The 23,355-nt window shown below is 63.3% G+C and carries 25 protein-coding genes and 1 riboswitch; of the genes, 12 read left to right on the top strand and 13 right to left on the bottom strand.

Annotated features, from left to right (window positions below):
- Nucleotides 1–52: 52 nt before the first annotated feature.
- From ACFFNA_RS01740 to ACFFNA_RS01715, 6 genes are all read right to left on the bottom strand, one after another.
- The gene (locus ACFFNA_RS01740) at nt 53–1,021 is read right to left on the bottom strand and encodes a 2-hydroxyacid dehydrogenase (protein ID WP_378915116.1); all 969 of its coding nucleotides are present in this window, start codon (nt 1,019–1,021) and stop codon (nt 53–55) included.
- Nucleotides 1,022–1,114: 93 nt separating this feature from the next.
- Complete coding sequence (sucD, locus tag ACFFNA_RS01735) at nt 1,115–2,014, bottom strand: succinate--CoA ligase subunit alpha (protein ID WP_111547545.1); 900 nt, start codon at nt 2,012–2,014, stop codon at nt 1,115–1,117.
- Between the two features lie 13 nt (nt 2,015–2,027).
- Nucleotides 2,028–3,212 (bottom strand): malate--CoA ligase subunit beta, encoded by a 1,185-nt coding sequence (locus tag ACFFNA_RS01730; RefSeq protein ID WP_378915114.1) that lies wholly within the window; start codon nt 3,210–3,212, stop codon nt 2,028–2,030.
- Between the two features lie 46 nt (nt 3,213–3,258).
- Nucleotides 3,259–4,212 (bottom strand): HpcH/HpaI aldolase/citrate lyase family protein, encoded by a 954-nt coding sequence (locus ACFFNA_RS01725; protein WP_378915112.1) that lies wholly within the window; start codon nt 4,210–4,212, stop codon nt 3,259–3,261.
- Nucleotides 4,213–4,225: 13 nt separating this feature from the next.
- Nucleotides 4,226–5,416: an aminotransferase class V-fold PLP-dependent enzyme gene (locus ACFFNA_RS01720; RefSeq protein WP_378915110.1), complete on the bottom strand. Its 1,191-nt coding sequence runs from the start codon at nt 5,414–5,416 to the stop codon at nt 4,226–4,228.
- Between the two features lie 148 nt (nt 5,417–5,564).
- Nucleotides 5,565–6,134 (bottom strand): LuxR C-terminal-related transcriptional regulator, encoded by a 570-nt coding sequence (locus ACFFNA_RS01715; RefSeq protein ID WP_378915108.1) that lies wholly within the window; start codon nt 6,132–6,134, stop codon nt 5,565–5,567.
- Nucleotides 6,135–6,634: 500 nt separating this feature from the next.
- On the opposite strand from ACFFNA_RS01715, the gene mgtE reads away from it, so the two are divergent.
- Entirely contained in the window at nt 6,635–8,053 is a 1,419-nt protein-coding gene (gene mgtE / locus ACFFNA_RS01710; RefSeq protein ID WP_378915106.1) for a magnesium transporter, read from the top strand.
- A 139-nt stretch (nt 8,054–8,192) separates the two neighbouring features.
- Nucleotides 8,193–8,579, top strand: coding sequence for a MerR family transcriptional regulator (locus tag ACFFNA_RS01705; protein ID WP_006203215.1), 387 nt, complete (start codon nt 8,193–8,195; stop codon nt 8,577–8,579).
- 33 nt (nt 8,580–8,612) lie between these two features.
- On the opposite strand, the gene ACFFNA_RS01700 is transcribed toward ACFFNA_RS01705, so the two are convergent.
- From ACFFNA_RS01700 to ACFFNA_RS01690, 3 genes are all read right to left on the bottom strand, one after another.
- The gene (locus ACFFNA_RS01700; RefSeq protein WP_378915101.1) at nt 8,613–9,605 is read right to left on the bottom strand and encodes an IS481 family transposase; all 993 of its coding nucleotides are present in this window, start codon (nt 9,603–9,605) and stop codon (nt 8,613–8,615) included.
- A 178-nt stretch (nt 9,606–9,783) separates the two neighbouring features.
- Nucleotides 9,784–10,260: a methyltransferase family protein gene (locus ACFFNA_RS01695; RefSeq protein ID WP_111547539.1), complete on the bottom strand. Its 477-nt coding sequence runs from the start codon at nt 10,258–10,260 to the stop codon at nt 9,784–9,786.
- Nucleotides 10,257–11,255, bottom strand: a complete 999-nt coding sequence (locus ACFFNA_RS01690; protein ID WP_378915099.1) for a heparan-alpha-glucosaminide N-acetyltransferase — start codon at nt 11,253–11,255, stop codon at nt 10,257–10,259. The genes ACFFNA_RS01695 and ACFFNA_RS01690 overlap by 4 nt, the downstream gene beginning before the upstream one ends.
- A 235-nt stretch (nt 11,256–11,490) precedes the next feature.
- On the opposite strand from ACFFNA_RS01690, the gene ACFFNA_RS01685 reads away from it, so the two are divergent.
- Nucleotides 11,491–12,690 (top strand): MFS transporter, encoded by a 1,200-nt coding sequence (locus tag ACFFNA_RS01685; RefSeq protein WP_378915097.1) that lies wholly within the window; start codon nt 11,491–11,493, stop codon nt 12,688–12,690.
- Nucleotides 12,691–12,693: 3 nt separating this feature from the next.
- Here ACFFNA_RS01685 and ACFFNA_RS01680 read toward each other — a convergent pair whose 3' ends face one another.
- Nucleotides 12,694–13,869 carry an aromatic ring-hydroxylating oxygenase subunit alpha gene (locus tag ACFFNA_RS01680; protein WP_378915095.1) on the bottom strand — a complete coding sequence of 392 codons (1,176 nt, stop codon included), beginning with the start codon at nt 13,867–13,869 and terminating at the stop codon, nt 12,694–12,696.
- Between the two features lie 250 nt (nt 13,870–14,119).
- Nucleotides 14,120–14,316: riboswitch (cobalamin riboswitch) on the top strand.
- Between the two features lie 36 nt (nt 14,317–14,352).
- On the opposite strand from ACFFNA_RS01680, the gene ACFFNA_RS01675 reads away from it, so the two are divergent.
- From ACFFNA_RS01675 to cobO, 4 genes are read left to right on the top strand one after another with little or no spacing between them, the layout of a single operon-like run.
- A complete protein-coding gene (locus ACFFNA_RS01675; RefSeq protein ID WP_095087280.1) occupies nt 14,353–14,532 on the top strand; it encodes a CbtB domain-containing protein in 180 nt (59 codons plus the stop codon).
- A gap of 15 nt (nt 14,533–14,547) precedes the next feature.
- Nucleotides 14,548–15,351: a CbtA family protein gene (locus ACFFNA_RS01670; protein ID WP_378915093.1), complete on the top strand. Its 804-nt coding sequence runs from the start codon at nt 14,548–14,550 to the stop codon at nt 15,349–15,351.
- Nucleotides 15,344–15,859 carry a bifunctional adenosylcobinamide kinase/adenosylcobinamide-phosphate guanylyltransferase gene (gene cobU, locus ACFFNA_RS01665; protein ID WP_378915091.1) on the top strand — a complete coding sequence of 172 codons (516 nt, stop codon included), beginning with the start codon at nt 15,344–15,346 and terminating at the stop codon, nt 15,857–15,859. The genes ACFFNA_RS01670 and cobU overlap by 8 nt, the downstream gene beginning before the upstream one ends.
- Before the next feature lies 1 nt (nt 15,860).
- Nucleotides 15,861–16,490 (top strand): cob(I)yrinic acid a,c-diamide adenosyltransferase, encoded by a 630-nt coding sequence (gene cobO / locus ACFFNA_RS01660; protein WP_378915089.1) that lies wholly within the window; start codon nt 15,861–15,863, stop codon nt 16,488–16,490.
- A 39-nt stretch (nt 16,491–16,529) separates the two neighbouring features.
- On the opposite strand, the gene cbiB is transcribed toward cobO, so the two are convergent.
- Nucleotides 16,530–17,498 (bottom strand): adenosylcobinamide-phosphate synthase CbiB, encoded by a 969-nt coding sequence (gene cbiB, locus ACFFNA_RS01655; RefSeq protein ID WP_378915087.1) that lies wholly within the window; start codon nt 17,496–17,498, stop codon nt 16,530–16,532.
- On the opposite strand from cbiB, the gene cobD reads away from it, so the two are divergent.
- Together cobD and ACFFNA_RS01645 are read left to right on the top strand one after the other, a co-directional pair.
- Nucleotides 17,497–18,546 carry a threonine-phosphate decarboxylase CobD gene (cobD, locus tag ACFFNA_RS01650; protein WP_378915085.1) on the top strand — a complete coding sequence of 350 codons (1,050 nt, stop codon included), beginning with the start codon at nt 17,497–17,499 and terminating at the stop codon, nt 18,544–18,546. The genes cbiB and cobD overlap by 2 nt on opposite strands.
- A complete protein-coding gene (locus ACFFNA_RS01645) occupies nt 18,543–19,052 on the top strand; it encodes a tyrosine phosphatase family protein (protein WP_378915083.1) in 510 nt (169 codons plus the stop codon). The genes cobD and ACFFNA_RS01645 overlap by 4 nt, the downstream gene beginning before the upstream one ends.
- Before the next feature lie 6 nt (nt 19,053–19,058).
- Here ACFFNA_RS01645 and ACFFNA_RS01640 read toward each other — a convergent pair whose 3' ends face one another.
- Nucleotides 19,059–19,862, bottom strand: coding sequence for a creatininase family protein (locus tag ACFFNA_RS01640; protein ID WP_378915081.1), 804 nt, complete (start codon nt 19,860–19,862; stop codon nt 19,059–19,061).
- Nucleotides 19,863–20,019: 157 nt separating this feature from the next.
- Nucleotides 20,020–20,403 (bottom strand): RidA family protein, encoded by a 384-nt coding sequence (locus tag ACFFNA_RS01635; RefSeq protein ID WP_378915080.1) that lies wholly within the window; start codon nt 20,401–20,403, stop codon nt 20,020–20,022.
- A gap of 265 nt (nt 20,404–20,668) precedes the next feature.
- On the opposite strand from ACFFNA_RS01635, the gene ACFFNA_RS01630 reads away from it, so the two are divergent.
- Genes ACFFNA_RS01630 through ACFFNA_RS01620 form a run of 3 tightly spaced genes read left to right on the top strand, consistent with a single transcriptional unit; the run spans nt 20,669 to nt 23,354 of the window.
- Complete coding sequence (locus tag ACFFNA_RS01630) at nt 20,669–21,673, top strand: ABC transporter substrate-binding protein (RefSeq protein WP_111547669.1); 1,005 nt, start codon at nt 20,669–20,671, stop codon at nt 21,671–21,673.
- Between the two features lie 12 nt (nt 21,674–21,685).
- Nucleotides 21,686–22,516 (top strand): ABC transporter ATP-binding protein, encoded by an 831-nt coding sequence (locus ACFFNA_RS01625; protein WP_378915078.1) that lies wholly within the window; start codon nt 21,686–21,688, stop codon nt 22,514–22,516.
- Nucleotides 22,503–23,354: an ABC transporter permease gene (locus ACFFNA_RS01620; protein ID WP_111547526.1), complete on the top strand. Its 852-nt coding sequence runs from the start codon at nt 22,503–22,505 to the stop codon at nt 23,352–23,354. The genes ACFFNA_RS01625 and ACFFNA_RS01620 overlap by 14 nt, the downstream gene beginning before the upstream one ends.
- Nucleotide 23,355 lies beyond the last annotated feature (1 nt).

Here is a 23,355-nt window from a genome sequence, read left to right as displayed (position 1 = left end):
TCCGCATCGATGCCCAAGTAGCCGCGCCCTGAATCGAGGGCGGCGGCTGCTGTCAGGCGACCCGATCGGGGACCGGGCGACCCTCGAAGAAGGCGGTCAGGTTCTCGACCACCTTCATGCCCATTGCCTCCCGCGTTTCCTCGGTCGCACTCCCGAGATGCGGCAACAGCACTGCGTTCTCCAACTGCTTCAGCGCCTCCGGAACGGCCGGCTCGTCGGCAAAGACGTCGAGACCCGCCCCCGCGATTTCGCGCCTTTCCAGTGCACCGATCAGGGCATCCTGGTCGACGACGTCGCCGCGCGCCGTGTTGATCAGGAACGCGTCGCCTTTCATCAACTGCAAGCTTCGAGCATTGATGAGATGGCGGTTTTCCGCACCGCCCGGACAGTGCAGCGACACGAAATCAGACGCTATGAGCACATCTTCCAAAGTTGCCGTCTGCACCGCGCCCATGGCGCGCGTCTCGTCATCATCGACCGGCGACCGATTGAAGAACACGATCTTCATACCGAAGCCGAAATGCGCGCGCCTGGCTGTCGCCTTGCCGATGCGCCCCATGCCGACAATACCCAAGGTTTTGCCCGACACCTTCGCGCCGGCCATATGCGTTGGCGACCAACCCCGCCACTCTCCGGCCCGCAGCTGCCGCTCGCCCTCACCGGTCCGGCGCGCGACAGCCAACAGCAAGCTGAGGGCGAGGTCGGCGGTGCAATCGGTCAGCACGCCCGGGGTGTTGGTCACCACGATGTCGCGTTCGCGGGCTGCCGCGACATCGATATGGCTGAAGCCGACGCCGAAATTGGCGATGATCCGGGTGCGGGCGGCGTTCTCGGGAAACACCGCAACAGGCAAGCGGTCGCTGACCGTTGCCAGGATCGCGTCAAAATGCGCGAATGCCGATGTCATTGCGGCAGGGCTCAGCGGCGTATCGCTGGCGTTGAGCGTCGTGTCGAAGCGCTCGGCGAGGATCGCTTCAACGGGGGCCGGCCATCTCCGGGTGATAATCAAACGCGGTTTCATCGAATTTCCTGCCGATCGATGGGCCGCGATGCATTCGCCAACCCCGAAACAGACTTCACATTTTGCGCTATGCGCCCTTCGCCCGGTCGGCCATCACGCGGCCTTCTTCATCCCGGCCAGAGTATCGGCGACGACCTCCCCGAAGGACGATGGCGTCGGCACGATGACGACGCCGGCCTCTTTCAGGATTTCGACCTTTTCCTGTGCCGACTCGCCGAAGGCCGAGATGATGGCGCCGGCATGGCCCATGCGCCGGCCTTTCGGCGCGGAAAGACCGGCAATATAGGCGATCAGCGGCTTGCGCATGTTGTCGCGCGCCCAGATCGCGGCTTCCGCCTCCTGTGGTCCGCCGATCTCGCCGATCATGACCACGGCGTCGGTTTCGTCGTCCTGTTCGAACAGCTTCAGCATGTCCTTGAAGGACGAACCGTTGATCGGATCGCCGCCGATGCCGACGCTGGTCGAGACACCGATGCCAAGCGCCTTCATCTGCGAGGCCGCCTCATAGCCGAGCGTGCCCGAGCGCCCGACGATGCCGACGCGGCCGGGGAGATAGATGCTGCCCGGCATGATGCCCATCAGTGCCTGCCCGGGCGTGATCACGCCGGCGCAGTTCGGCCCGATCAGCCGCATGCGGTCCTCGAAACGGTAGCGAAGCATGTAGCGCTTCACCTGCATCATGTCCTGCGAGGGAATGCCGTCGGTGATGCAGACGCAGAGCTTTATGCCGGCATCCGCGGCTTCCATGATCGAGTCGGCGGCGAAAGGCGGCGGCACGAAGACGATGCTGGCCTCGGCGCGGGTTTCGCGAACGGCGCCCTTGACGGTGTTGAAGATCGGCAGGCCGAGATGCTTCTGGCCACCTTTGCCTGGCGTCACGCCGCCGACGAGCTTGGTGCCATAGCGCTTCATGTCCTCGGCATGGAAGCTGCCGATCTTGCCGGTGAAGCCCTGGACGATGACCCGCGTGCCGCGGTTGAGCAGGATTGCCATGTCTTGAACTCCCTCAGCTTGCTTTTTTGAGCGTTGCCGAACGCCAGGCGGCGACGGCTTTTTCGGCGGCTTCCGCCAGCGTTTCGGCGACGATCACCGCCTCGCCGGAATCGGCCAGGATGCGGCGCCCTTCCTCGACCTTGGTGCCGGCAAGCCGCACCACCAGGGGCACGTTGACGCCGACTTCGCGGATCGCCTTAACGACGCCCTCGGCGACCCAGTCGCAGCGGTTGATACCGGCAAAGATGTTGACCAGGATGGTCTCGACATTCTTGTCGCCAAGTACGGCGCGGAACGATTTCGCGACCCGCTCCGGCGAGGCGCCGCCGCCGATGTCGAGGAAGTTCGCCGGCTCGCCGCCGGCGATCTTGATCATGTCCATCGTCGCCATGGCGAGGCCGGCGCCGTTGATGATGCAGCCGATATTGCCGTCGAGGCCGACATAGGAGAGGCCGCGGTCGCTGGCAAAGGTCTCTCGCGGGTCTTCCTGGCTCTTATCGCGCAGCTCGGAGATTTCCGGCCGCCGGAACAACGCGTTCTCGTCGAACGACATCTTGGCGTCGAGCGCGACGAGGTTGCCGTCGCGGGTCACCACCAGCGGATTGATCTCCAGCATCGAGGCGTCGTAGTCGCGGAACACCTGGTAGCAGCTGAAGATGGTTTCGGTCGCCTTGCCGATCAGGTTCTGATCCAGGCCGAGCCCGAAGGCGATCTCGCGCGCCTGGAAGCGCTGCATGCCGACTCCCGGATCGACCGTGGTCCGGATGATGGAATCCGGCGCCCTCTCGACGATATCCTCGATCTCCATGCCGCCGGCGGCCGACGCGACGATCATGACGCGCTCCTCTTTGCGGTCGAGAACGAAGCCGACATAGAGCTCCTGCGCGATGTCGACCGCCTCCTCGAGATAGAGCCGCGATATCAGCTTGCCCCGCGGGCCGGTCTGCTGGGTCACGAGCTTGCGGCCGAGCATGGCTTCGGCCGCGTTGGAGATCTCCTCGTCATTGGTGCAGAGCTTGATGCCGCCGGCCTTGCCGCGGGCACCGGAATGAACCTGCGCCTTGAGAACCCATTTGCCGCCGCCGATCTCACGCGCCCGATAAGTTGCCTGCTCGGGGCTGTAGGCGAGGCCGCCGCGCGGAACATGGATCCCGTGGCGGGCAAGCAGTTCCTTGGCCTGGTATTCGTGAATGTCCATCTTGTCCTCCCAGGAAGCTTCAGTGCGTGGCGGCGTGCGGCTATTGTTAGCTATCAAGTTGGCCGGCGCGTTCGATTGCTTCGTTGACCACCAGCACATTGCGCGCCATGCGTTCCGACGCCGCGTCGATCATTTTGCCGTCGAGCGCCGCCGCGCCCTTTCCGAGCGCCTCTGCTTCCCTCAGCACTTCCAGGATGCGCCTGGCACGGACGACTTCCTTTTCCGGCGGTGAGAACACACTGTTGGCAAGCGCGATCTGCGAGGGGTGGATCGCCCATTTGCCCTCGATACCAAGTGCCGCCGCGCGCCTTGCCGCCGCCGTGTAGCCCTCAGGGTCCGAGAAATCGCCGAACGGCCCGTCGATGGCGCGCAGGCCGTAGGCCCTGCAGGCAACCGTCATCCGCGACAAGGCGAAATGCCACTGGTCGCCCGGATAGTCGGGATTGAGGCCGCCGATGTTGACGGTGCGCGCCTTGTTGCTTGCGGCATAGTCGGCGACGCCGAAGTGCATAGCCTCCAAGCGGCCGGGCGTTGCGGCGATCGCCTCGACATTGGCCATGCCGAGCGCCGTCTCGATCAGGGCTTCGAGGCCGACGCCGGTCTTGTAGCCCTTGGCCATCTCGATCTGGTTGACCATGGCCTCGACCATATAGAGGTCGGCCGGAACGCCGACTTTCGGCACCAGGATGGTGTCCAGCCGGTCGCCGGCCTGTTCCATCACGTCGACAACGTCGCGGTACATGTAGTGCGTGTCGAGGCCGTTGATGCGCACCGAAACGGTCTTGCCCTTGGCGCGCCAATCGATGTCGTTGAGCGCCTGGATGATGTTTTTGCGGGCGCGTTCCTTGTCCGGCGGCGCCACCGCGTCCTCGATGTCGAGAAAGACGAAGTCGGCGGCGCTGTTCGCCGCCTTGTCGATCATCTCCGGGCTGGAGCCGGGAACCGCGAGTTCGCTGCGCTGCAGCCGGAGTTTTTTCAGATGGTTGATCGTGTGGCTCATGGTCTCGTTCCTCTCACGCCGCCTCTGCGACAGATGCCTCGGCCGAGGCACGGAAGTGCTGGATGGCGGCGCCGACGCCCGAGCCCGGCGCCAGCCGGACGCCGCAATCGAGCAGCGCCATTTCCGCCGCCGACAGCGAGGCGAGCACCATCACCTCGTTCAGCCAGCCGAGATGGCCGATGCGGAAGACCTTGCCGAACACCTTGTTGAGACCGCCTCCGAGCGAGGTCCGGTAGGTCTGGTAGGCGCGCTTGACGATGTCGGCGCTGTCGATGCCTTCCGGCACCAGGATGGCGCTGACGGTGTCTGAGTGCCATTTCGGCGCCTTCGCGCAAAGCTGAAGGCCCCAGGCGTCGACCGCCTTGCGCACGCCTTCGGCGAGGCGATGGTGACGGACGAAGATGTTGTCGAGCCCTTCCTCGGCGATCAGATCGAGCGAGGCGCGCAGGCCGCGCAGCAGTTGCGTCGCTGGCGTATAGGGGAAATAGCCGGCGTCGTTGGCGCGGATCATGTCCTCAAACGAGAAGAAGCAGCGCCGGTGGGTCGCGACCCTGGAAGCGACGAGCGCCTTCTTGCTGACTGAGAGGAAGCCGAGGCCGGCCGGCAGCATGAAGCCTTTCTGCGAACCGCTGACGGCGCAGTCGACACCCCATTCTTCCTGACGGAAGTCGATTGAGCCAATCGACGACACGCCGTCGACAAACAGAAGGGCAGGATGGTTCGCCGCGTCGAGTATGGCCCGGCAGCAAGCGACATCGCTGGTGACGCCGGTCGCGGTCTCGTTCTGCGTGCAGAAGACTGCCTTGATGCGGTGTGCCTTGTCCGCCTTCAGCTTTTCCGCGTAGAGGTCGAGCGGCACGCCGGTTCCCCACTCGCAGTCGATCACGTCGACCTCGAAGCCGAGGCGTTCGGCCATGTCGACCCACAGATGCGAGAACTGTCCGAAGCGCGACATCAGGACGCGATCGCCGGGGCTGAGCACATTGGTCATGGCCGCCTCCCAGGCGCCGGTGCCCGACGATGGGTAGATGAAGACACGGCCGGTTTCGTTCTTGAAGACTTTTCTGATGTCCTCGAACAGCGGCAGTGTGAAATCAGGGAATGATCCGGCGCGCATGTCCTCCATCGGGAGGTTCATCGCTTGCCGGACCTGCTCCGGAATGTTGGTGGGTCCTGGAATAAAAAGGTGGGTGAACCCAGCCATGCGCGAACTCCTCCGAATGTTAGAGATTTGTGGAGGGAGTGTCGTCTCGGCGGCGAGGGACAACAACACCTTGGTGGGTAAGTTCTCGCCGCGCGCGGGTGGGGCTCGCCTACCCACTTGGCCTACCCACTCGGCCTACCCGGTCGTCCTACCCGATGGGCAGCCTGGGAGTGCGGCGCTTCTCGCTCGAATAGAGGGCGACGGCCATCGCCCGGTTGCGGACGTCAAGCTTGTCGTAGAGATTCTTGAGGTGGTATTTCACCGTATTCTCGGAAATCCCCGTGCGCGTCGCGATCTGAAGGTTGGTCCAGCCGTCGGAAAGCACTGCCAGCAACTCGCGCTCGCGCACCGTGAGCTGCGCCAAGGGCGTGTCGTTGACCTTGTTGATGTCGATGTAGGGGATGCAGATGCGGCCGTGCGCGACCGCCAGGATCGTTTCGAAGATGATATGCGGATCGTCGAACTGGAAGCAGTAGCCTTGAGCACCAAGCCGCACGCACTGCTTCAGGATGCCGATGTCATGGTCGTTGGAGAACACCGTGATGCGCACATCGAGCTTGCGGCTCTGGACCTCGGCCAGAACATCCGCGCCGTCCATATCGGCGAGCCTCCAGCCGATGACAGCGACATCGAACTTGGTCTTCACGGCCAGTTCCAGGAGTTGCTTGCCGCTCTGCACGGCGCCCAGCAATTCGAAACGTCCGTCGCATTCCAGCATTCCGCGGAGCGCCGATATGACAAGCGGGTTGCGCTCGGCGACAACGACGCGAACGCGTTGCTGTCCTGATGGTGCCTCGTTCGTTCTCGCCGACCTTGCGTTCAAGGGCTTCCGTTCTGGACTGGTTGCGGACATGGGCGGATCCGGCTGATATCCGGACCCTGTGCCATGACAATCGTCGCAACCGCGCAGGGGTGCTCTTTCCCCAGCGACATGCGCTGTCGCGCCACCTGAACCGGTATCCAGTTGGTTTTGACAGGATCGGCATTGTCGGCCAGGGCTCTGCGCTGTCCGTCTCCCGTGAAGTCAAGCTGGTAGGAAAGCGCGTATTTCGTTTGATATTCCGTGCGCTAGAGCCATAGGTTCGCAAATCGAATCGTACAGCCGCGCCATCTCTGGATCGAGCGACGGATTTTTCCCAAAACCGGTTTCCACTTTTGAGCCCGATGCTCTAGACCTGAGACGCACCTTTTCCGGGATTGCGATGGCGGGAGGCGCTGGTGGAAGGCCAGGACCAACGGACGACCGGCACCAGGGCCGCTGAAGACGCCCACGCCGATATCTATGGCGAGGACGGCGCCGTCCTTTCGTCCTTCCTTGCCCAGATCGGCGCGGCGATCGCCGACCGCGACACGCTCACGCTCAAGCATGAAGTCGACCACCTGCACCAGTCGGAACTCGGCGACCTGCTCGAGGCGCTGCATCCCGAACAGCGCCGCGCGCTGGTCGAGTTGTTGGGCGCCGATTTCGACTTCTCCGCGCTGACCGAGGTCGACGAGGCGATCCGTATGGAGATCGTCGACAATCTGCCCAATGCGCAGATCGCCCAGGCGGTGCAGGAGCTCGATTCCGACGACGCGGTCTACATTCTCGAAGACCTTGAAAAGGAAGACCAGGACGAGATCCTGTCGCAGTTGCCGTTCACCGAACGGATCAGGCTGCGCCGCTCGCTCGACTATCCCGAAGAGACGGCCGGGCGGCGCATGCAGACCGAGTTCGTCGCGGTGCCGCCGTTCTGGACGATCGGCCAGACCATCGACTACATGCGCGAGGACAAGAACCTGCCTGAGCGCTTCAGCCAGATCTTCGTCATCGATCCGACCTTCAAGCTGCTCGGCGCCATCGACCTCGACCAGATCCTGCGCACCAAGCGCACGGTCAAGGTCGAGGAAGTCATGCATGAGACGCGGCACGCCATTCCCGCCACCATGGACCAGGAAGAGGCGGCGCGGGAATTCGAGCAGTACGATCTTCTGTCGGCCGCCGTCGTCGACGAGAACGAGCGGCTGGTCGGCGTGCTGACCATCGATGACGTCGTCGACGTTATCCAGCAGGAAGCGGAAGAAGATCTCCTGCGCATGGGCGGTGTCGGCGACGAAGAGCTTTCCGACAGCATCCTCTCGACTTCGCGCTCGCGCGTTCCCTGGCTGCTGGTCAACCTCTTGACCGCGTTCCTGGCGGCGTCGGTGATCGGCCTGTTCGACCGCACGATCGAGCACATCGTGGCGCTGGCAGTGCTGATGCCGATCGTCGCCGGCATGGGCGGCAATGCCGGCTCGCAGACCATGACCGTCACCGTGCGGGCGCTGGCGACGAAGGATATCGACATCTACAATGCCGGCCGCATCATCCGCCGCGAGATGGGCGTCGGCTTCATCAACGGCATTGTCTTTGCCATCCTGATCGGCATCGTCGCTGCGACCTGGTTCCATGACAACAATCTGGGCGGCATCATTGCGGCGGCGATGATCATCAACATGTTCGCGGCCGCCTTGGCCGGCATCCTGATCCCGCTGCTGCTCGACCGTTTCAAGGTCGATCCGGCCGTCGCCTCGGCGGTCTTCGTTACCACGGTCACCGATGTCGTCGGCTTCTTTGCCTTTCTCGGCATTGCCACGTGGTGGTTCGGAGTGCCGTGAAGGGTGCTCAATTGACTTTTACGTAAACGCCGTGCGAGGCTTGCGCGGGGCGTCATGTCGATTCCGGCATGGGTTTGGTTCGGGACAGAAGGCGACGCCGTAGGTTGATCGCCGGGGGTTCCGGCGTCTGGGAGTGACAATGCGGGAATATTATTCGATCACCGAGCTGACCCGCGAATTCGACGTGTCGACGCGGACACTGCGCTTCTATGAGGATGAGGGGCTGGTGCAGCCGGTGCGGCGTGGCCGCACGCGGCTGTTTCGCCCGTCCGACCGCCACCTCATCCGCCAGATCATGCGGGGAAAAAGGCTCGGCTTCTCGATCAACGAGATCCGCGAAATCATCCAGATGTACAAGGAGCCGCCCGGCGAGGTCGGTCAACTCAAGCTGATGATCAAGCGCATCGAGGAAAAGCGCGAGGATCTCCGGCAGAAGCGCCGCGACCTCGAAGAGACGCTGGCCGAACTCGACCAGGCCGAGGAATCCTGTGTGGAGCGGTTGGTCGAGCTCGGCGTCAATACCTAACGGCCTTTTTGATAATTCTACTCTGGCGGCCACCTAGATGTTTAGTCCCGGCATTTGCTGGAGCGGATTAAGCTTGAAGCGTTCGGGCTGTGTGGCCCAAGCCTTGCAGATGAACTCATAGGGGGTGAGGCCTTTGAGGGTCTTGAGCCTGCGTCCGAAGTTGTAGGCCGAGACGAAGTCGGCAAGGTGCTGGCGGAGTTGGTCGTGGCTCTCATAGTAGAAGCGCCTGACGGTCGCATCCTTGATGGTCCGGTTCATCCTCTCGACCTGGCCGTTAGTCCACGGGTGCCTTGCCTTGGTTGTCCGGTGTTCGATGTCGTTCCTAGCGCAGGCGTATTCGAAGGCATGGGCGCGGAAGAGTTCGCCGTTTGCTATGGCCTCCTTGATCAGTGGCACGGCCGAGCCGCCGGTGCCGGGGGTGGTGAACTGGATGCCATTGTCGGTGAGCACAGTGTGGATCTTGTAGGGAACAGCCGCGATCAGGCGCAGCAGGAAGTCTCTCGAGACGGCGGTGGTGGCCTTCTCATGCAGTTCGACGAAGGCGAATTTCGAGGTTCGGTCAATGGCGACGAACATGTGCAGCTTGCCCTGCTCGGTGCGCACCTCGGCGACGTCGATGTGGAAGTAGCCGATCGGATAGCTCTTGAATTTCTTCTTCGCCGGCTTGTCGCCCTCTACGTCCGGCAAGCGGCCGATGCCGTGGCGTTGCAGACAACGATGCAATGACGAACGCGTCAGGTGCGGGATTGTCGGCTGCAAGGCGTAGAGGCAATCGTCCAGCGGCAGCAGCGTGTACCGGCGGAAGGCGACGATGACGGCCTCTTCCTCGACAGACAGAACCGTCGACCTCGGCTCTCTCGGACCGGTCGGCAGATCGCTCACCGAAGTCCGTTCCCGCCATTTGGCGACAGTCTTCTGGTTGATCCCGTAGCGTTTGGCCAGGGCCCTCAGGCTCTCTTGACTATGCTGTATCGCTCTACGGATCGCCTCTGTCGTCGTGGCGCTCCCATGAAGAACCTGGCCCATAGCGCATCCCTTGATTCGGACGACAAGGATGCCCCATCAAAGCCTGGGATCAAACATCTAGCGCAGCTTTCTGCGCTTCCGGTGCTCACGTACCCAAACGTACGCTCCGCTCCGGTTCTCGAAAACCGCTCTATCTGACTCGCCAGAGCGAATTCTGAAAAAGGCCTGACTGGCCAGTTCAAATCCAGCGCCGCACCCTTTTGGCGTAGTCCCTGTATTTCTTGCCGAATTTCGCCGCCAGCACCTTTTCCTCGCCCTCGATGGCGACTTTCTGCGTGGCATAGGCCGCGATGAATGCCAGCGGCAGGAACCATGCGATCCCCGAGACAAAGGCGACGCCGATCAACAGCAGCGTGTTGGCCAGATACATCGGATTGCGGGTGATGCCGAAGGGACCTGTGGTGACCAGGTGATCGGGCACCGCGTTGGGGTTGAGCGTTGTCTTGGCCCGGATCATGGTGCGGATGGCGGTGAACCAGAGCGCCGCGACGCCGAACAGGGCCACCCAGCCAGCGGCGAAAAGAATATCACCCAGAAGGTCGCCGATCCAGGGCAGGGGATAGAGCAGGCCGAGTGCGATGCTGATGGCTATGGCGGCAGTGTAGATCAGCGGCGGCCACGGTATGAGCCCTGCCTTCGGCTGGTTCTCGGTCATTTGACCCCTTCCTCCATCATCTTGCTGTCGGTCTTGGCGGTGCACATGCCGGCGAGATCACTTAAGTGCGCCTTCCATTCGGCAGTCTGGTCGTTGTTGTAGAGCCGATCAAGCGAGGCCTCGCCCTCCAGCGTATCGAGCATGCAGACACAGTAGCTCGAACAGAACTCGGTGTCGCGCGACTGCTCGCAAGACAGCTGGCAGGTTTTCAGGAAATTCACCTGCGGGGTTTCGACCTGCGCCGGCATGATTTGCGAAAACAGCCACACACAACCGATCAGCAGCGGCTGGTGGATCAGATAGAAGGCCAGGCTGTGGCGGCCGATGAAGACCAGCGGGTTGGCCCAGCGACCGGGTGCCAATTCGGCAAGCCGGGCAAGCAGGCCCGAAGCGGAGGCGAGTTTCGTCACCGCGACACCCGCAAGCACGGCGCCGAACCACGGAAACAGCGGAACGTAGTCGTTGGAACGCGGATTGACCGCTGACAGGCCGACCCACCACAGCCACGGATGGTCGAAGGCCTCGAAGCGCAGATAGACGGGCGCTGCGATGACCAGCGCTGCCACAAGCAACGTCAGCAGCGCCGGCAGCCGCAGGAAGGCGAGGCCGAGCAGGCTGGCCAGCGCAATCTCGTGCAGGATGCCGAAGAAGATAAAACCGTCCGGCGTGGCGATGCGGGTGACGACCGAGATGGCGATCGCCGCTCCGGCGACCATGGCGAAACGCCTCCAGAAGCCATTCCAGCGGATTATTCGGCCATGGGCGAGGTACAGGCTGACGCCGACCAGGAACAGGAAGGTCGAAGCGATGCAGCGCGCGTAGATCTTCCACCAGCCGAAGGCGGTGAGGCCGGGATCGGTGTAGCCAAAGAATTCCAGGTCCCAGGTGAAATGATAGCTCGCCATGGCGATGAGCGCGATGCCGCGCACGATGTCGATGGCGACGATGCGCTTCGATTGATCCTGGACGGGTGCGGTCGGCGTGTGGATGCTCATGGTCTCGGATTCTGATTCAGCCCCGCAAGACGACTATCACGGTTGCCCCGGACAAAAGAAGGCCGGGCGCTTCGGTATGGGCAGCGCTGCAGACGCCGGATCAGGCGCCGCTTTAGGCCAGTGCCGGAAAGCCTTTGGCCGACTTCGCTTTTTGCCGGGTAGGCGTCGGTTTCCTGTTACCGGCCCAGGAATCACCACGGCAGATTTGACCCGGTGATTCTGCTTTGGGGAAGCAATGTCCACCCATGTGCGCCATCCGATCTGGCTACCGGCCCTCAAGGCCGCGGATGCGCGCACCTTTGCTTCGCTCTATGCGGTCGAATCCTTCGCCCGCGCCACGGTGTCGAGCGTCATCCCGATCCAGGCCTACGAGATCCTCCACAACGAGCAGATCGTCTCGATCCTCTATACCATTGTGGCGATGCTGGGCCTGTCAGTGACGTTGTTCATGCCGATGCTGATCCGCCGCTTTGCCCGGCGCTGGGTCTACACCGCAGGCGCCTGCCTGCTGGCGATCGGTTCCCTGTTCTTCGTCACCCATACGCTTGCCGGGCAACTTGCCGGCATGCTGTGCCGGGTGATGGGCGCCAGCGCACTGTCGATCACGCTCAACCTCTACATCATGGACCACATCCGCAAGACCGACTTCATGCAGGCCGAATCGCTGCGCATGGCGTGGTCGATGTTCGCCTGGACCGGCGGGCCAACGCTCGGCATTTTCCTCTACACGCGCTTCGGCATCTATGCCGTGCATGGTGCAGTGGCGGTGTTCGCGATGGCCTTGCTGGCGCTGTTCTGGACCTACCGGCTTGGCGACAACCCGTCGATCCGCCCCGGCAAGACGCGGCCGGCCAACCCGCTCGCCAATATCGGCCGCTTCGTCGCCCAGCCCAGGCTGAGGCTGGCCTGGCTGATCGCCTTCGGCCGTTCTTGCTTCTGGACGACGTTCTTCGTCTACGGGCCGCTGTTCATGGTCATCACCGGAGAGGGCAAGCTGGCCGGTGGCCTGCTGGTTTCGGCCGGCAATGCGCTGCTGTTCATGGCCATTTTCTGGGGCAATGCGGGAAAGCGCTTTGGTGGCCGGCGAACCATGACATTTGCCTATTTCGCCATGTCGGCCATGCTTCTGGCGGCGGGCGCGGTTGGCGAAACAGTGCCGCTGCTTACCGGTGCCTTCCTGCTCTGCGGCGCTTTCTTCACCATTGCGCTCGACGCTCTGGGCTCGACCGCCTTCATGCGCTCGGTGCGATCCTATGAAAGGTCGCAGATGGCGGCGGTCTACCGCACCTATCTCGACTTTTCGGAGCTGACGCCACCGCTGGTCTATTCGGTGGTGCTGGCGTTCTTTGGGCTGGGCTCGGTGTTCGTCACGCTCGGCCTGCTGGCGGCGGTTTGCGGCTTCGTGACCTGGCGATACCTGCCGAAATCGCTGTGATCTTCAGGGCTTGGGGGTAACCGCTGTGTGCCGTTCGCGGACCCAGTTGTGGAAGCGGTGCAGGTCGTATTCCTCGGGCATCAGCACACCGGCTTCGTGGCGCATCGAGCGCAGGCCTTTCTGGTTGATTTCGCAGATCGCCGCATCCTCCTCCAGCACCTGTTTGCCGAAGGCGACGATGTTGTCGATATCGGTTGCCATCAGTGCCTCGGGCGCAAACAGCCATTCGGCGACAAGCTCGGTCTGCTCGGGGCCGAGCGGTACCAGCCGCACGGTTCTGACATAGTCGACATGGCCGACGACGAACATTGACGGCAGGTTGGTGGCATAGGTCTGGCCGGCGGCGCGCTCGGCTGGTGTGAGACCGGCAAAGACCGGCCCATGCGCCTGGCCGTCGCGCGACCATGTCTCGGCGCCGGCGCGCAGGCCGCCGGAAAACTCGGGCGCGTCATTGTCGGCGTGGCGAGACCATTCGGGATCGTCATGGCGGCCCATCAGGCCGCGGCCATAGATCGGCACCAGCCGCGACAGATCCTTGTGGACGCCCGGACAATGCAGGCACTCGTTGAAGTTTTCCCAAAAGATTTTCCAGTTGCAGTTCATCACCTTGCGCAACGCATGGCCGGTAACCAGCGTTTCCAGCGGCCAGTTGGCGAGACTGCCGGACGCCGGATCGAAGGATGTCTCCGCCGAGCCGGTAGCGTCCTCGGCGAGATTGACGAAGACAAAACCGCGCCACACCGAGAGTGCGACGCGATAGAGCGGATGATTGGCCTTGTCGAAGCCTTCCGGCAGCGATTTCGACGGCACGCGCACGAGATCGCCACGCAGCGAATAGGACCAGGCGTGGTAGGGGCAGGTGATGAGCCGCGCCTTCAGCCGGCCTTCGCTTTCCTGGCAAAGCTGCGAACCGCGATGGCGGCAAGTGTTGTGAAATGCGCGCAGTTCGCCGGTTTCGTCACGCAGCACGACGATTTCCTGCGTGCCGATGCGGAAGGTGCGGAAGCAAAGCGGCTGGGCCAGATCGGCCTCGCGGCAGACGAGCAGCCAGCTTCTGTACCAGATGGCGTCGAGGTCTCTTTGATAGCTCCCTGGATCCCAATAGGCGGAGGACGGCAGCGTCGGTTCGGCCCGGGTCAGGCCGTTGTAGGGATCGCGCTCGCTGGCAATGGGCTGCATGGCTGGCTTCCTGTGAAATTGTCAGCCGACACCCGACCGCGGGAATTGTCAATTGTCGTGCCGGTGACCGATTTGCGCACTTTTCGGCGACATGCATTCTTGCTTACGCAGGTCGTTATTCCGAAAACCGCTTCGCACTTTTCGGCGACATGCGTTCTTGCTTCATGCATGTCGTTTTCCCAAAACCGCTGTGCACTTTTCGGCGACATGCATTGTCGGAATTTGGTTTGCCGGTCGCGGCGATTTTCCCTATAGTCGCGCTGTCGTCGGTTCCGTTTGGAGCCAAGAGGGAATGCGGTGCGGGCTGACTTGTTGCCCAATGCCGTGGCTGCCCCCGCAACTGTGTGCGGTAGTCCTCTCCATATGCCACTGAAGGTTTTTCTTCGGGAAGGTGGAGAAGGGCGCTGATCCGCGAGCCAGGAGACCTGCCGGCGACAGGAAACTGACTTCGATGCCCTCGGGTGGAGGGCGAAAGGACAAGACATGACTACCGCTTCCGTCTCCCTCGGCGCCTCCGTCTCCTCGCAGTCGCGCTTCATGCAGCTTGCGCTCGTGGCACTGCTCGGCATCTTCGTTGTCGGCTTTGTCGGCTTCTCGCATATCGATGCGGTCCACAATGCGGCTCACGACTATCGCCATTCGATGGCGTTTCCCTGCCACTGACGAGGATTTGACATCATGAACCTGTTTCGCAACGTCGTGTTCATCGCGGCGATCGCAGGGCTCGTGGCTGGCGTCGTTCTCGCCTGCATGCAGGCCTATGCCACCGTGCCGCTGATCCTCAAGGCGGAAGTCTACGAGCAGGCCGGCGGCGGCCATCACCATGAACATGCAGCTCCGGCCGCAACGGATACCAATGCCATGAGCACAGCCGCTCCGGCGGCGAATGCCATGAGCTCTGCCGCCCCGGCGCCGGCGGAAGCAGCCGCTCCGGCAGCGGAAGACGAAGGCTGGGCGCCGGCCGACGGTTTCGAGCGTTTCGCCTTCAGCGTGGTTGCCAACATCGTCACCGGCATCGGTTTCGCGCTGATCCTGGTTGCGGTTTCCGAATTCGCCGGTGGCATCGGCAATTGGCGCCAGGGCGTGTTCTGGGGCCTGGCCGGCTTTGCCGTGTTCACGCTGGCGCCTGGTCTCGGTCTGCCACCGGAATTGCCTGCCATGCCGGCGGCCGATCTCACGCAGCGCCAGATCTGGTGGTGGGCAACCGTGGTGGCGACCGCGGCGGGTCTCGGCCTGATCGCCTTCCGCAAGTCGCTGCCGCTTGTGATCCTTGCCGTCTTGCTGATCGTCGCGCCGCATGTTGTCGGCGCACCGCAGCCCGACAGTTTCGAGACGCCGATCCCGGAAGGCCTGCACCACCAGTTCGTGGTTGCGGTGACCGTGACCAACCTGGTGTTCTGGCTGGTGCTCGGCGCGGTCGTCGGCGTGGCGCGCGGCCGCTTCACCGGCACCGCGACCAGCCTGCGCGACAGCTTTGCCTGATCGCAGCACGCTGACCTTCATCATCGGTGGTGCGCGCTCCGGCAAGAGCGCGCACGCCGAAACCCTGGCGACGACCTCGCCGCCGCCATGGGCCTATATCGCCACGGCGGAAGCCTATGATGACGAGATGCGTGAGCGCATAGCGTTGCACCGCTCGCGGCGCGGTGAAGGCTGGACGACCATCGACGCACCGCTCGATCTCGCAGGCGCGCTCGAGGCCTTGCCGGACAATCAGCCGGTGCTTGTCGACTGCCTGACACTGTGGCTGACCAATCATATGCTGGCCGAAAACGACCTCGATCTGGAATACCGTCGGCTGGCTGACGTGCTGTCGCGGCCGCGCGGGCCCTGGTTCGTGGTGTCCAACGAAGTCGGGCAAGGCATCGTGCCGGACAACGCATTGGCGCGCCGATTTCGCGATGCCGCCGGCCGGCTCAACCAGCAGGTGGCCGCTATCGCCGATACGGTGCTGCTGATGGTGGCGGGACTGCCGCTCAAGGTGAAATGAGATGACCGATATCGACAACAAGCCCATCGAAGACCGGGATGAAGAACGCCACCGCGCCAAGATGGCCAAGCGCAAGGCGGTGCAGGACGCCGAGGTGGCGAGCAAGACGGTCGAGAAGGGGCTGCTGATCGTCAACACCGGGCCCGGCAAGGGCAAGACCACTGCTGCCTTTGGTCTGGCGCTGCGGATGCTTGGCTACGGCAAGCGTGTCGGCGTCGTCCAGTTCATCAAGGGCAAATGGCACACCGGCGAGAAGGAAGCCTTCGCCGCCTTTGGCGACCGCGTCGTCTGGCACGCGATGGGCGAGGGGTTCACCTGGGAAACCCAGGATCTGAAGCGCGACATCGCCGCGGCCGAAGCCGCATGGGCCAAAGTGCTCGAGCTGATGGCCGATCCATCGATCAGCCTGCTGGTGCTCGACGAACTGAACATCGCGCTGCGCTATGATTATCTCGATCTCGACAAAGTGGTTGAGGCATTGAAGACTCGTCGCGAGGGCCTGCATATCGTCGTCACCGGCCGCAACGCCAAGCCGGCGCTGGTCGAGGCGGCCGACCTCGTCACCGAAATGGGCGTGACCAAGCACCATTTTTCCGCGGGCGTGAAAGCGCAGCAAGGCATCGAATTCTGAGAGCTTTACCCTTCCCACGTGGGGAGGGTTAAGGCCCAATCACGCTACAATGACGATTGCCGATACCAAACCGAACAGCGCGATCAGCAGATAGTCGGCGATGCGGTAGAGTTTCAGCGCCTGCCTTATGTCGATGCTGTCGGCTTCGCGCCGGCCGCCTTCGCCCATGAAGACGTCGTCGACCAGCACGCCGCCGTAGCTGCGCGGTCCGGCGAGCGCCAGGCCGAGCGCGCCGGCCATCGCGGCTTCCGGCCAGCCGGCATTGGGCGAGCGGTGTTTTTTCGCGTCGCGCCACACTGCATGCCAGGCATTTTTCGCATCCGCGCCTTTGACGAGGAACGCAGCCGATACGATCAGCAGCGCCGTCAGCCTTGACGCCGGCAGATTGATCCAATCGTCGAAGCGCGCCGCCGCCCAGCCGAAGGCCTCGTGGCGCGGGGTGCGGTGGCCGATCATCGAATCGGCGGTGTTGGCGGCCTTGTAGGCGGCGCCCCCGGCCAGCCCGCCGACGCCGGTCCAGAAGGCGGGAGCGACAATGCCGTCGGAAAAATTCTCGGCCAGGCTCTCGATCGCCGCACGGCAGACACCGGCCCTGTCCAGCGCTTCCGGATCGCGGCCGACGATGCGCGAGACGGCGACACGGCCCAGAGCTAGGCCACCGGTGTCGAGTGAGTCGGCCACGGCCTCGACATGCTCGTAAAGGCTCTTCTGCGACAGGAGTGATGTCGCCAGAAGCGCGGCAAGGATCAATCCCATGGGAACGAACCAGAGCAGGATCTGCACGCCGAGCCCGATCGCCGCCGGCACCAGCACGATGACCAGCAGTGCCTGGACACCACGCTTGCGACGCAGCGCGTCGGGATCAGTGGCGCGGTTGAGCCTGCGGTCGAGAAAGGATATCAGCCTGCCGAACCACGTCACCGGATGGCCGATGGCGCGAAACAGCCAGTCCGGGTAGCCCAGGACGAATTCGACGGCCAATGACAGGAAAGCGATCAGGATTGACATGAAGCTTCTTGATGGGGCGGCGGTGGACCATGGTGGAAGTCTTGGCCGGGCGAGGGCGCTTTTCCCCAACGCCGTGCTGCCTTTCGTCGACCTCTCGACCGGTATCAATCCGCACTCCTACCCGCTTTTCGACTTGCCCGCCACCACCCTGTCGCGACTGCCGGAATCCGGGCGCGCCCGCGACCTGACGGAGGTCGCGGCGAACGCCTATGGCGCGCCTTCTCCAGCCAACGTCGCGGCGGCACCCGGCACGCAGATCCTGTTGCCGCGCGTCGCATCGCTGATCGCGCCCGGCAAGGCGCTGGTGCTGGGTCCGACCTATGCCGAACATGCGCGGGCAGCTGTGATCGCAGGACACGAGGTGACGGAGGTCGGCGACTTCGAAGTTTTGGCGGAGGCCGACCTTGCCATCATCGTCAATCCCAACAATCCGGATGGGCGCATCGTGGAGCGCGACAGGCTGCTGGCGCTGGCTGCAGGGCTGCGCGCCAAGGGCGGGCTGCTGGTCGTCGACGAGGCGTTCATGGATGTCGGCCCACGTCAGCACAGTCTCGCCGGCGATGTCGGCCTAGGCGGCATCGTTGTGCTGCGCTCGTTCGGCAAGTTCTTTGGCCTGGCCGGGCTACGGCTCGGGTTTGCGCTGTCCGATGCAGCGACGGTCGACCGGCTGGACACGCAATTCGGACCATGGGCCGTCGCCGGCCCGGCGCTGGAATACGGCATTCGCGCGCTTGCCGACATCGACTGGCAGCACGCGATGCGGGCATCCCTTGCGGAGGCATCGGCGCGGCTCGATGCGCTGTTCGGCCGCTTCGGCGCTCCTGTCGAGGGCGGCACCACATTGTTCCGCTATCTCCGCTTGCCCGATGCCGACGATCTGTTTTCCGCACTTGGCGAGCGCGGCATCCTGCTGCGCCATTTCGCCGACCGTCCGGGTGTCTTGCGCGCCGGCCTGCCGGGGAGTCAGGAGGGATGGCAGCGGCTCGACTCCGCTCTTGCCGAATGGGCATCGCGGCGCGAGGATCGATCGAAGGGTTCGAAACAATGATCCATGTCTGCTCGCTGGCAAAGGTCGAGGAAACGGTGGCAAGAACCGGCGCCGACCGCATGCTGTCGCTGCTCGCCGCCGGAACGGAGGTGATCCGCCCGGCCTCGATCGCCCGGGAAAACCATCTGCATCTGGTCATGCACGATATTGCGGTGGCGCAGGACGGTATGACCATGCCGGGCGAAGAGCATGTCCGCAACCTGCTCGATTTCGCGCGCCGATGGGACCGGGCAAAGCCGATGGTCGTGCATTGCTATGCCGGCATCAGCCGCTCGACCGCCTCTGCCTACATTATCGCCGCAGCATTGGCGCCGAAACGCGACGAAGCCGAACTGGCGCAGATGCTGCGGGCGCTGTCACCTTCAGCGACGCCCAATCCGCGGCTGATTGCGGTGGCCGACATGTTGCTCGACCGCAACGGCCGCATGATCGAGGCGATCCAGGCGATCGGGCGCGGCGCCGACGCGTTCGAAGGCACGCCTTTCGCGCTGAAGATCGACAACTAAAACCAGCTACTTCAGCCACTCGGCGAGCTTTGCCTTGCGCACATCGCGCAGCAGGCTGATGAAACCATCGGCCTGATGTTCGGCGGTCAGCCGGCCTTTCTCGGCCGTCGCAATGCTGGCGTCGCCGACAACGCCGTTCGGGTTGAGGTCGCTGGCGATCCAGGCAAAGGCATGGGTGCCGGTGTGGCGCAGCAGCGAAAATTCCTTTTCGGCCTTCGCGACATTGGAAACGAAATTGTCAGCCTTGCCCATGTCGACGAGATCCGGTCTGAAATGCAGCATCAGCGACGTCTCGACATCGCCGCCATGGATGCCGTGGCGGTCCTCGAGTTCGGTGTACATGCCGGCGGGGCGGCCAAAGCGCTGCCAGCTGGTCTTCGCCGCCAGCATGTTTTCGCGCACGCGCAATTCGCGCGTGATGATGCCCATGATCTCCTCATTGCCACCATGCGAGTTGACGACGATCAGCTTGCGCACGCCGGCCCGCGCGATCGACAGGCCAAGTTCGGTCCAGGCCTCGACCAGCGTCGTTGCCGGCAGGGTGAGAGTGCCCGGTGCGTGAAGATGCTCGTTCGACTTGCCCACCGCCTGCACCGGCAGGATGCGGATGTCGAGATCGTCAGGCAGGCGGGCAATCACCGTGTCGAGCATGCCGTTCATGATCGAGGTGTCGGTCGAGACCGGCAGATGCGGACCATGCTGCTCGATCGCCGCCAGCGGCAGCACGGCGATCGTCGCCTCCGGATCGATCGAGGCGTATTCGGTTGTGCGGTAGTCGCCCCACCACACGCGCTTCTTCGCAACAGTCATGTCATGCCTCTTCGATGAACGGGCCAGACCTAAAGCGTTTCACCGTTTCACGGAAACGCCGAACCGCTCTATCTCTTTGTTTTAACGCAATTCCGGACGGAAAACCGTTTCACACTTTTCCTGGAATTGCTCTAGCGCGGCAAGGGCGGCCTGTCGATCACCCAGCCGCGATGGCCTCGACCTCGACCTTGAATTCGGGTCGGGCGAAACCAGAGACGATCATCAGTGTCGAGGCCGGCGCCGGGGTGGAAAACAGCCGGTCGCGGACATCCATATAGGGTCGCAGGTGCGCGCGGTCGGTGACATAGGCGTTGATGCGGACGATGTCCTGCAGACTCAGCCCGGCCTCGCCGAGCACTGCTTCGATGTTGCGGAAGCAGAGTTCGGCCTGAGTCCCGGCGTCTTCCGGAATCTGGTCGTCCGCCGTGATGGCGACCTGGCCCGAGCACAGCACCAGCCGCTTGCCTGCGGGCACCTCGACGCCGTGGCTGTAGCGGGCAAAGGGTGGCTTGATCGACTTCGGGGTGAGGAACTTGAACATGGCAATCTCCGGTTTGTCGGTAGCCTAAGACCGGATGCACCGTACCTTCAAGATGTCGGTGCATGTCGCTGGGGCGATTGTGGACAGGCGTTCAAAAAATAGGCACGATGCCTCCGGTGCAGCACGACCCGTCCGGCTTTCACAGATGGCTGTGGTGCAAGCGGGTGGTCCCGGCGCAAGACGCCGGTGGCATGTGTCTTGCTTCTTGAATCTCTGGTGTCGAGCCTGGCGCGTGGCGCGCCGGAGCAAACAAAGGGTGGTGTCGATGTACGGAAAACAGAAGATCTCGGTGGCGGTGGTGGCCCTGCTTGCGGCCAGCACGCTGGGTGCCGCGGCGAATGAGAAAGTCACCTTCGGCACCAACTGGTTGGCCGAGCCGGAACATGGCGGATATTATCAGGCGGTGGCTGACGGCACTTACGCCGCCTGCGGCCTCGACGTCACCATCATGCAGGGCGGTCCGCAGGTCAGCGGCCGACCGATGCTGCTCGCCGGCAAGATCGATTTCTACATGGGCGGCAATCTGCTGTCGGCTTTCGACGCCGTCCAGCAAGGCATTCCGATGCGCGTGGTGGCGGCGGATTTCCAGAAGGACCCGCAGGTCATGATGTCCCACCCCGGCGAGGGGCTCGACAAATGGGAAGACCTGAAGAACGCCGACCAGTACATATTGGGCGACGAAGGCGTACAGACCTTCTTCCAGTGGATGGTCATCGAGCTCGGCTTCGACGCCGCCAAGCGCGCGCCCTACACCTACAACACCGCTCCCTTCCTCGCCAACAAGAAGTCGATCCAGCAGGGCTACGTCACCTCCGAGCCGTTCGCGGTCAAGAAGGAAGGCGGCTTCGTACCGAACCAGTTCCTGCTTGCCGACTATGGCTGGGACACCTACTCGACGACGATCGAGGTGATGCAGGACACGATCGACAAGAAGCCGGAGGTGGTCCAGTGCTTCGTCGATGGCTCGGCCAAGGGCTGGTACAAATATCTCTACGGCGACAACAAGGCCGCCAACGACATGATCAAGAAAGACAATCCTGACATGAGCGACGAGCAGATCGCCTTCTCGATCGAGCAGATGAAGAAGTTCGGCCTTGCCGATTCAGGCGACACCGAGAAGCTCGGCATCGGCGCCATGGCCGACGCGCGTATCCAGAGTTTTTATGACAAGATGGTCAAGGCCAAGGTCACGCCAGCCGGTATCGACATCAAGAAGGCCTACACGCTGACCTTCGTCAACAAGGGCGTCGGGCTCGACCTGAAGAAATAGGCCGGTTCCGGCATGATGCAGGAGAATGTGGCGCAAGCGCCGGCGAGCGCGTCGGATGTCGCTCCGACATTGCTGGCGCTGCGTGGCGTCGGCAAGGTCTTTTCCAACGGCGTGACGGCGCTCAGCGATGTCGATCTGACGATCCGGGAAGGCGATTTCCTCAGCCTGCTCGGACCGTCCGGCTGCGGCAAGTCGACGGCGCTGCGGCTGATCGCCGGCCTGTCGACGCCGACCTCCGGCGTGCTCGACTGGCGCGGCGGCGGCTCGCTTGACCGCTCGAACATCGGCTTCGTGTTCCAGGAGCCGACGTTGCTGCCCTGGGGCAGCGTCTTCGACAATGTCTGGCTGCCGCTCAGGCTCAAAGGCGTTTCGCGCGCCAGGGCGGCGCCGGCGGTGACGGAAATGCTGGCGCGGGTTCACCTCACCGGCTTCGAAGACGCGGTGCCGCGCGAACTGTCCGGCGGCATGAAGATGCGCGTTTCGATCGCGCGCGCCATGGTGACCAAACCGCGCGTGCTGTTGATGGACGAGCCGTTCGCCGCGCTCGACGAGATCACCCGCTTCAAGCTCAACAACGATCTTCTGGAGCTGTGGCAGGACGAACGCTTCACCGTCGTCTTCGTCACCCACAGCGTCTTCGAAAGCGTGTTTCTCTCCAACCGCGTCGTCGTCATGGCGGCGCGGCCGGGCAGGGTGTTCAACGAACTGGCGATCGAGGCAGCCTATCCGCGCGACGAGGCGTTTCGCACCTCGCCGGACTATGCAGCATTGTGCCGGCAGGCCTCCGACGTGCTGGTCAAGGCCATCAATTCAACGGCGGGCGCCCATCATGACGGCCATTGACGAAGGGGTGCTCAAACTCGATCCCGAGGAAGCGCGCCGTGTGCGCCAGGAGCGGCTCGAGCGGATCGGCCGCTGGGTTCTGCCGCTGGCGATCATGATCCTGGCGATCTGGCTATGGGATCGCATCTGCGTGTGGAACGCGATCCCGCAATACATCCTGCCGCGCCCCGGTGTGGTGCTGTGGACGCTCTACAACGATGCCGGCCTGCTGTTTTCCGCGCTGCTGGTCACCTTGCGCATCACCTTCCTCAGTCTGCTCCTCGCTGTTGTCGGCGGGGTCGGGCTGGCGGTGCTGTTCGCGCAATCGAAATGGGTCGAGATGTCGTTCTTCCCGTTCGCCATCGTGTTGCAGGTGACCCCGATCGTGGCGATTTTTCCGCTGATCAACATCTATGTCGACAACCAGACGACGAAGCTTCTGCTCTGCGCCTGGATCGTCGCCTTCTTTCCGATCCTGTCCAACACCACGCTCGGCCTCAATTCGGTCGACCGCAATCTGCGCGATATGTTCAAGCTCAATGGCGCGACACGCTGGCAGCAGTTGCGCTATCTGCGGCTGCCAGCGGCAATGCCGTATTTCCTCGGCGGGTTGAAGATCGCCGGCGGCCTGTCGCTGATCGGCGCCGTGGTGGCCGAGTTCGTCGCCGGCACGACCGGCCAGTCTTCGGGGCTTGCCTCGCGCATCATCGAGGCCGGCTACCGGCTCAACGCGCCGCGGCTGTTCGCGGCGCTGTTCCTGATCTCGCTCACCGGCATCCTGATTTTCCTCGTGCTGTCGCTGATTTCGCATCTCATTCTAAGGCGCTGGCACGAAAGCGCGCTGAAGCAGGAGCGGTAGT

Origin of the sequence: Mesorhizobium kowhaii, assembly GCF_042431665.1 — a bacterium.
GTDB lineage: Bacteria > Pseudomonadota > Alphaproteobacteria > Rhizobiales > Rhizobiaceae > Mesorhizobium > Mesorhizobium kowhaii.
Note: the sequence above shows the minus strand (reverse complement) of the source record. Positions and strands in the feature narration are given on the sequence as shown.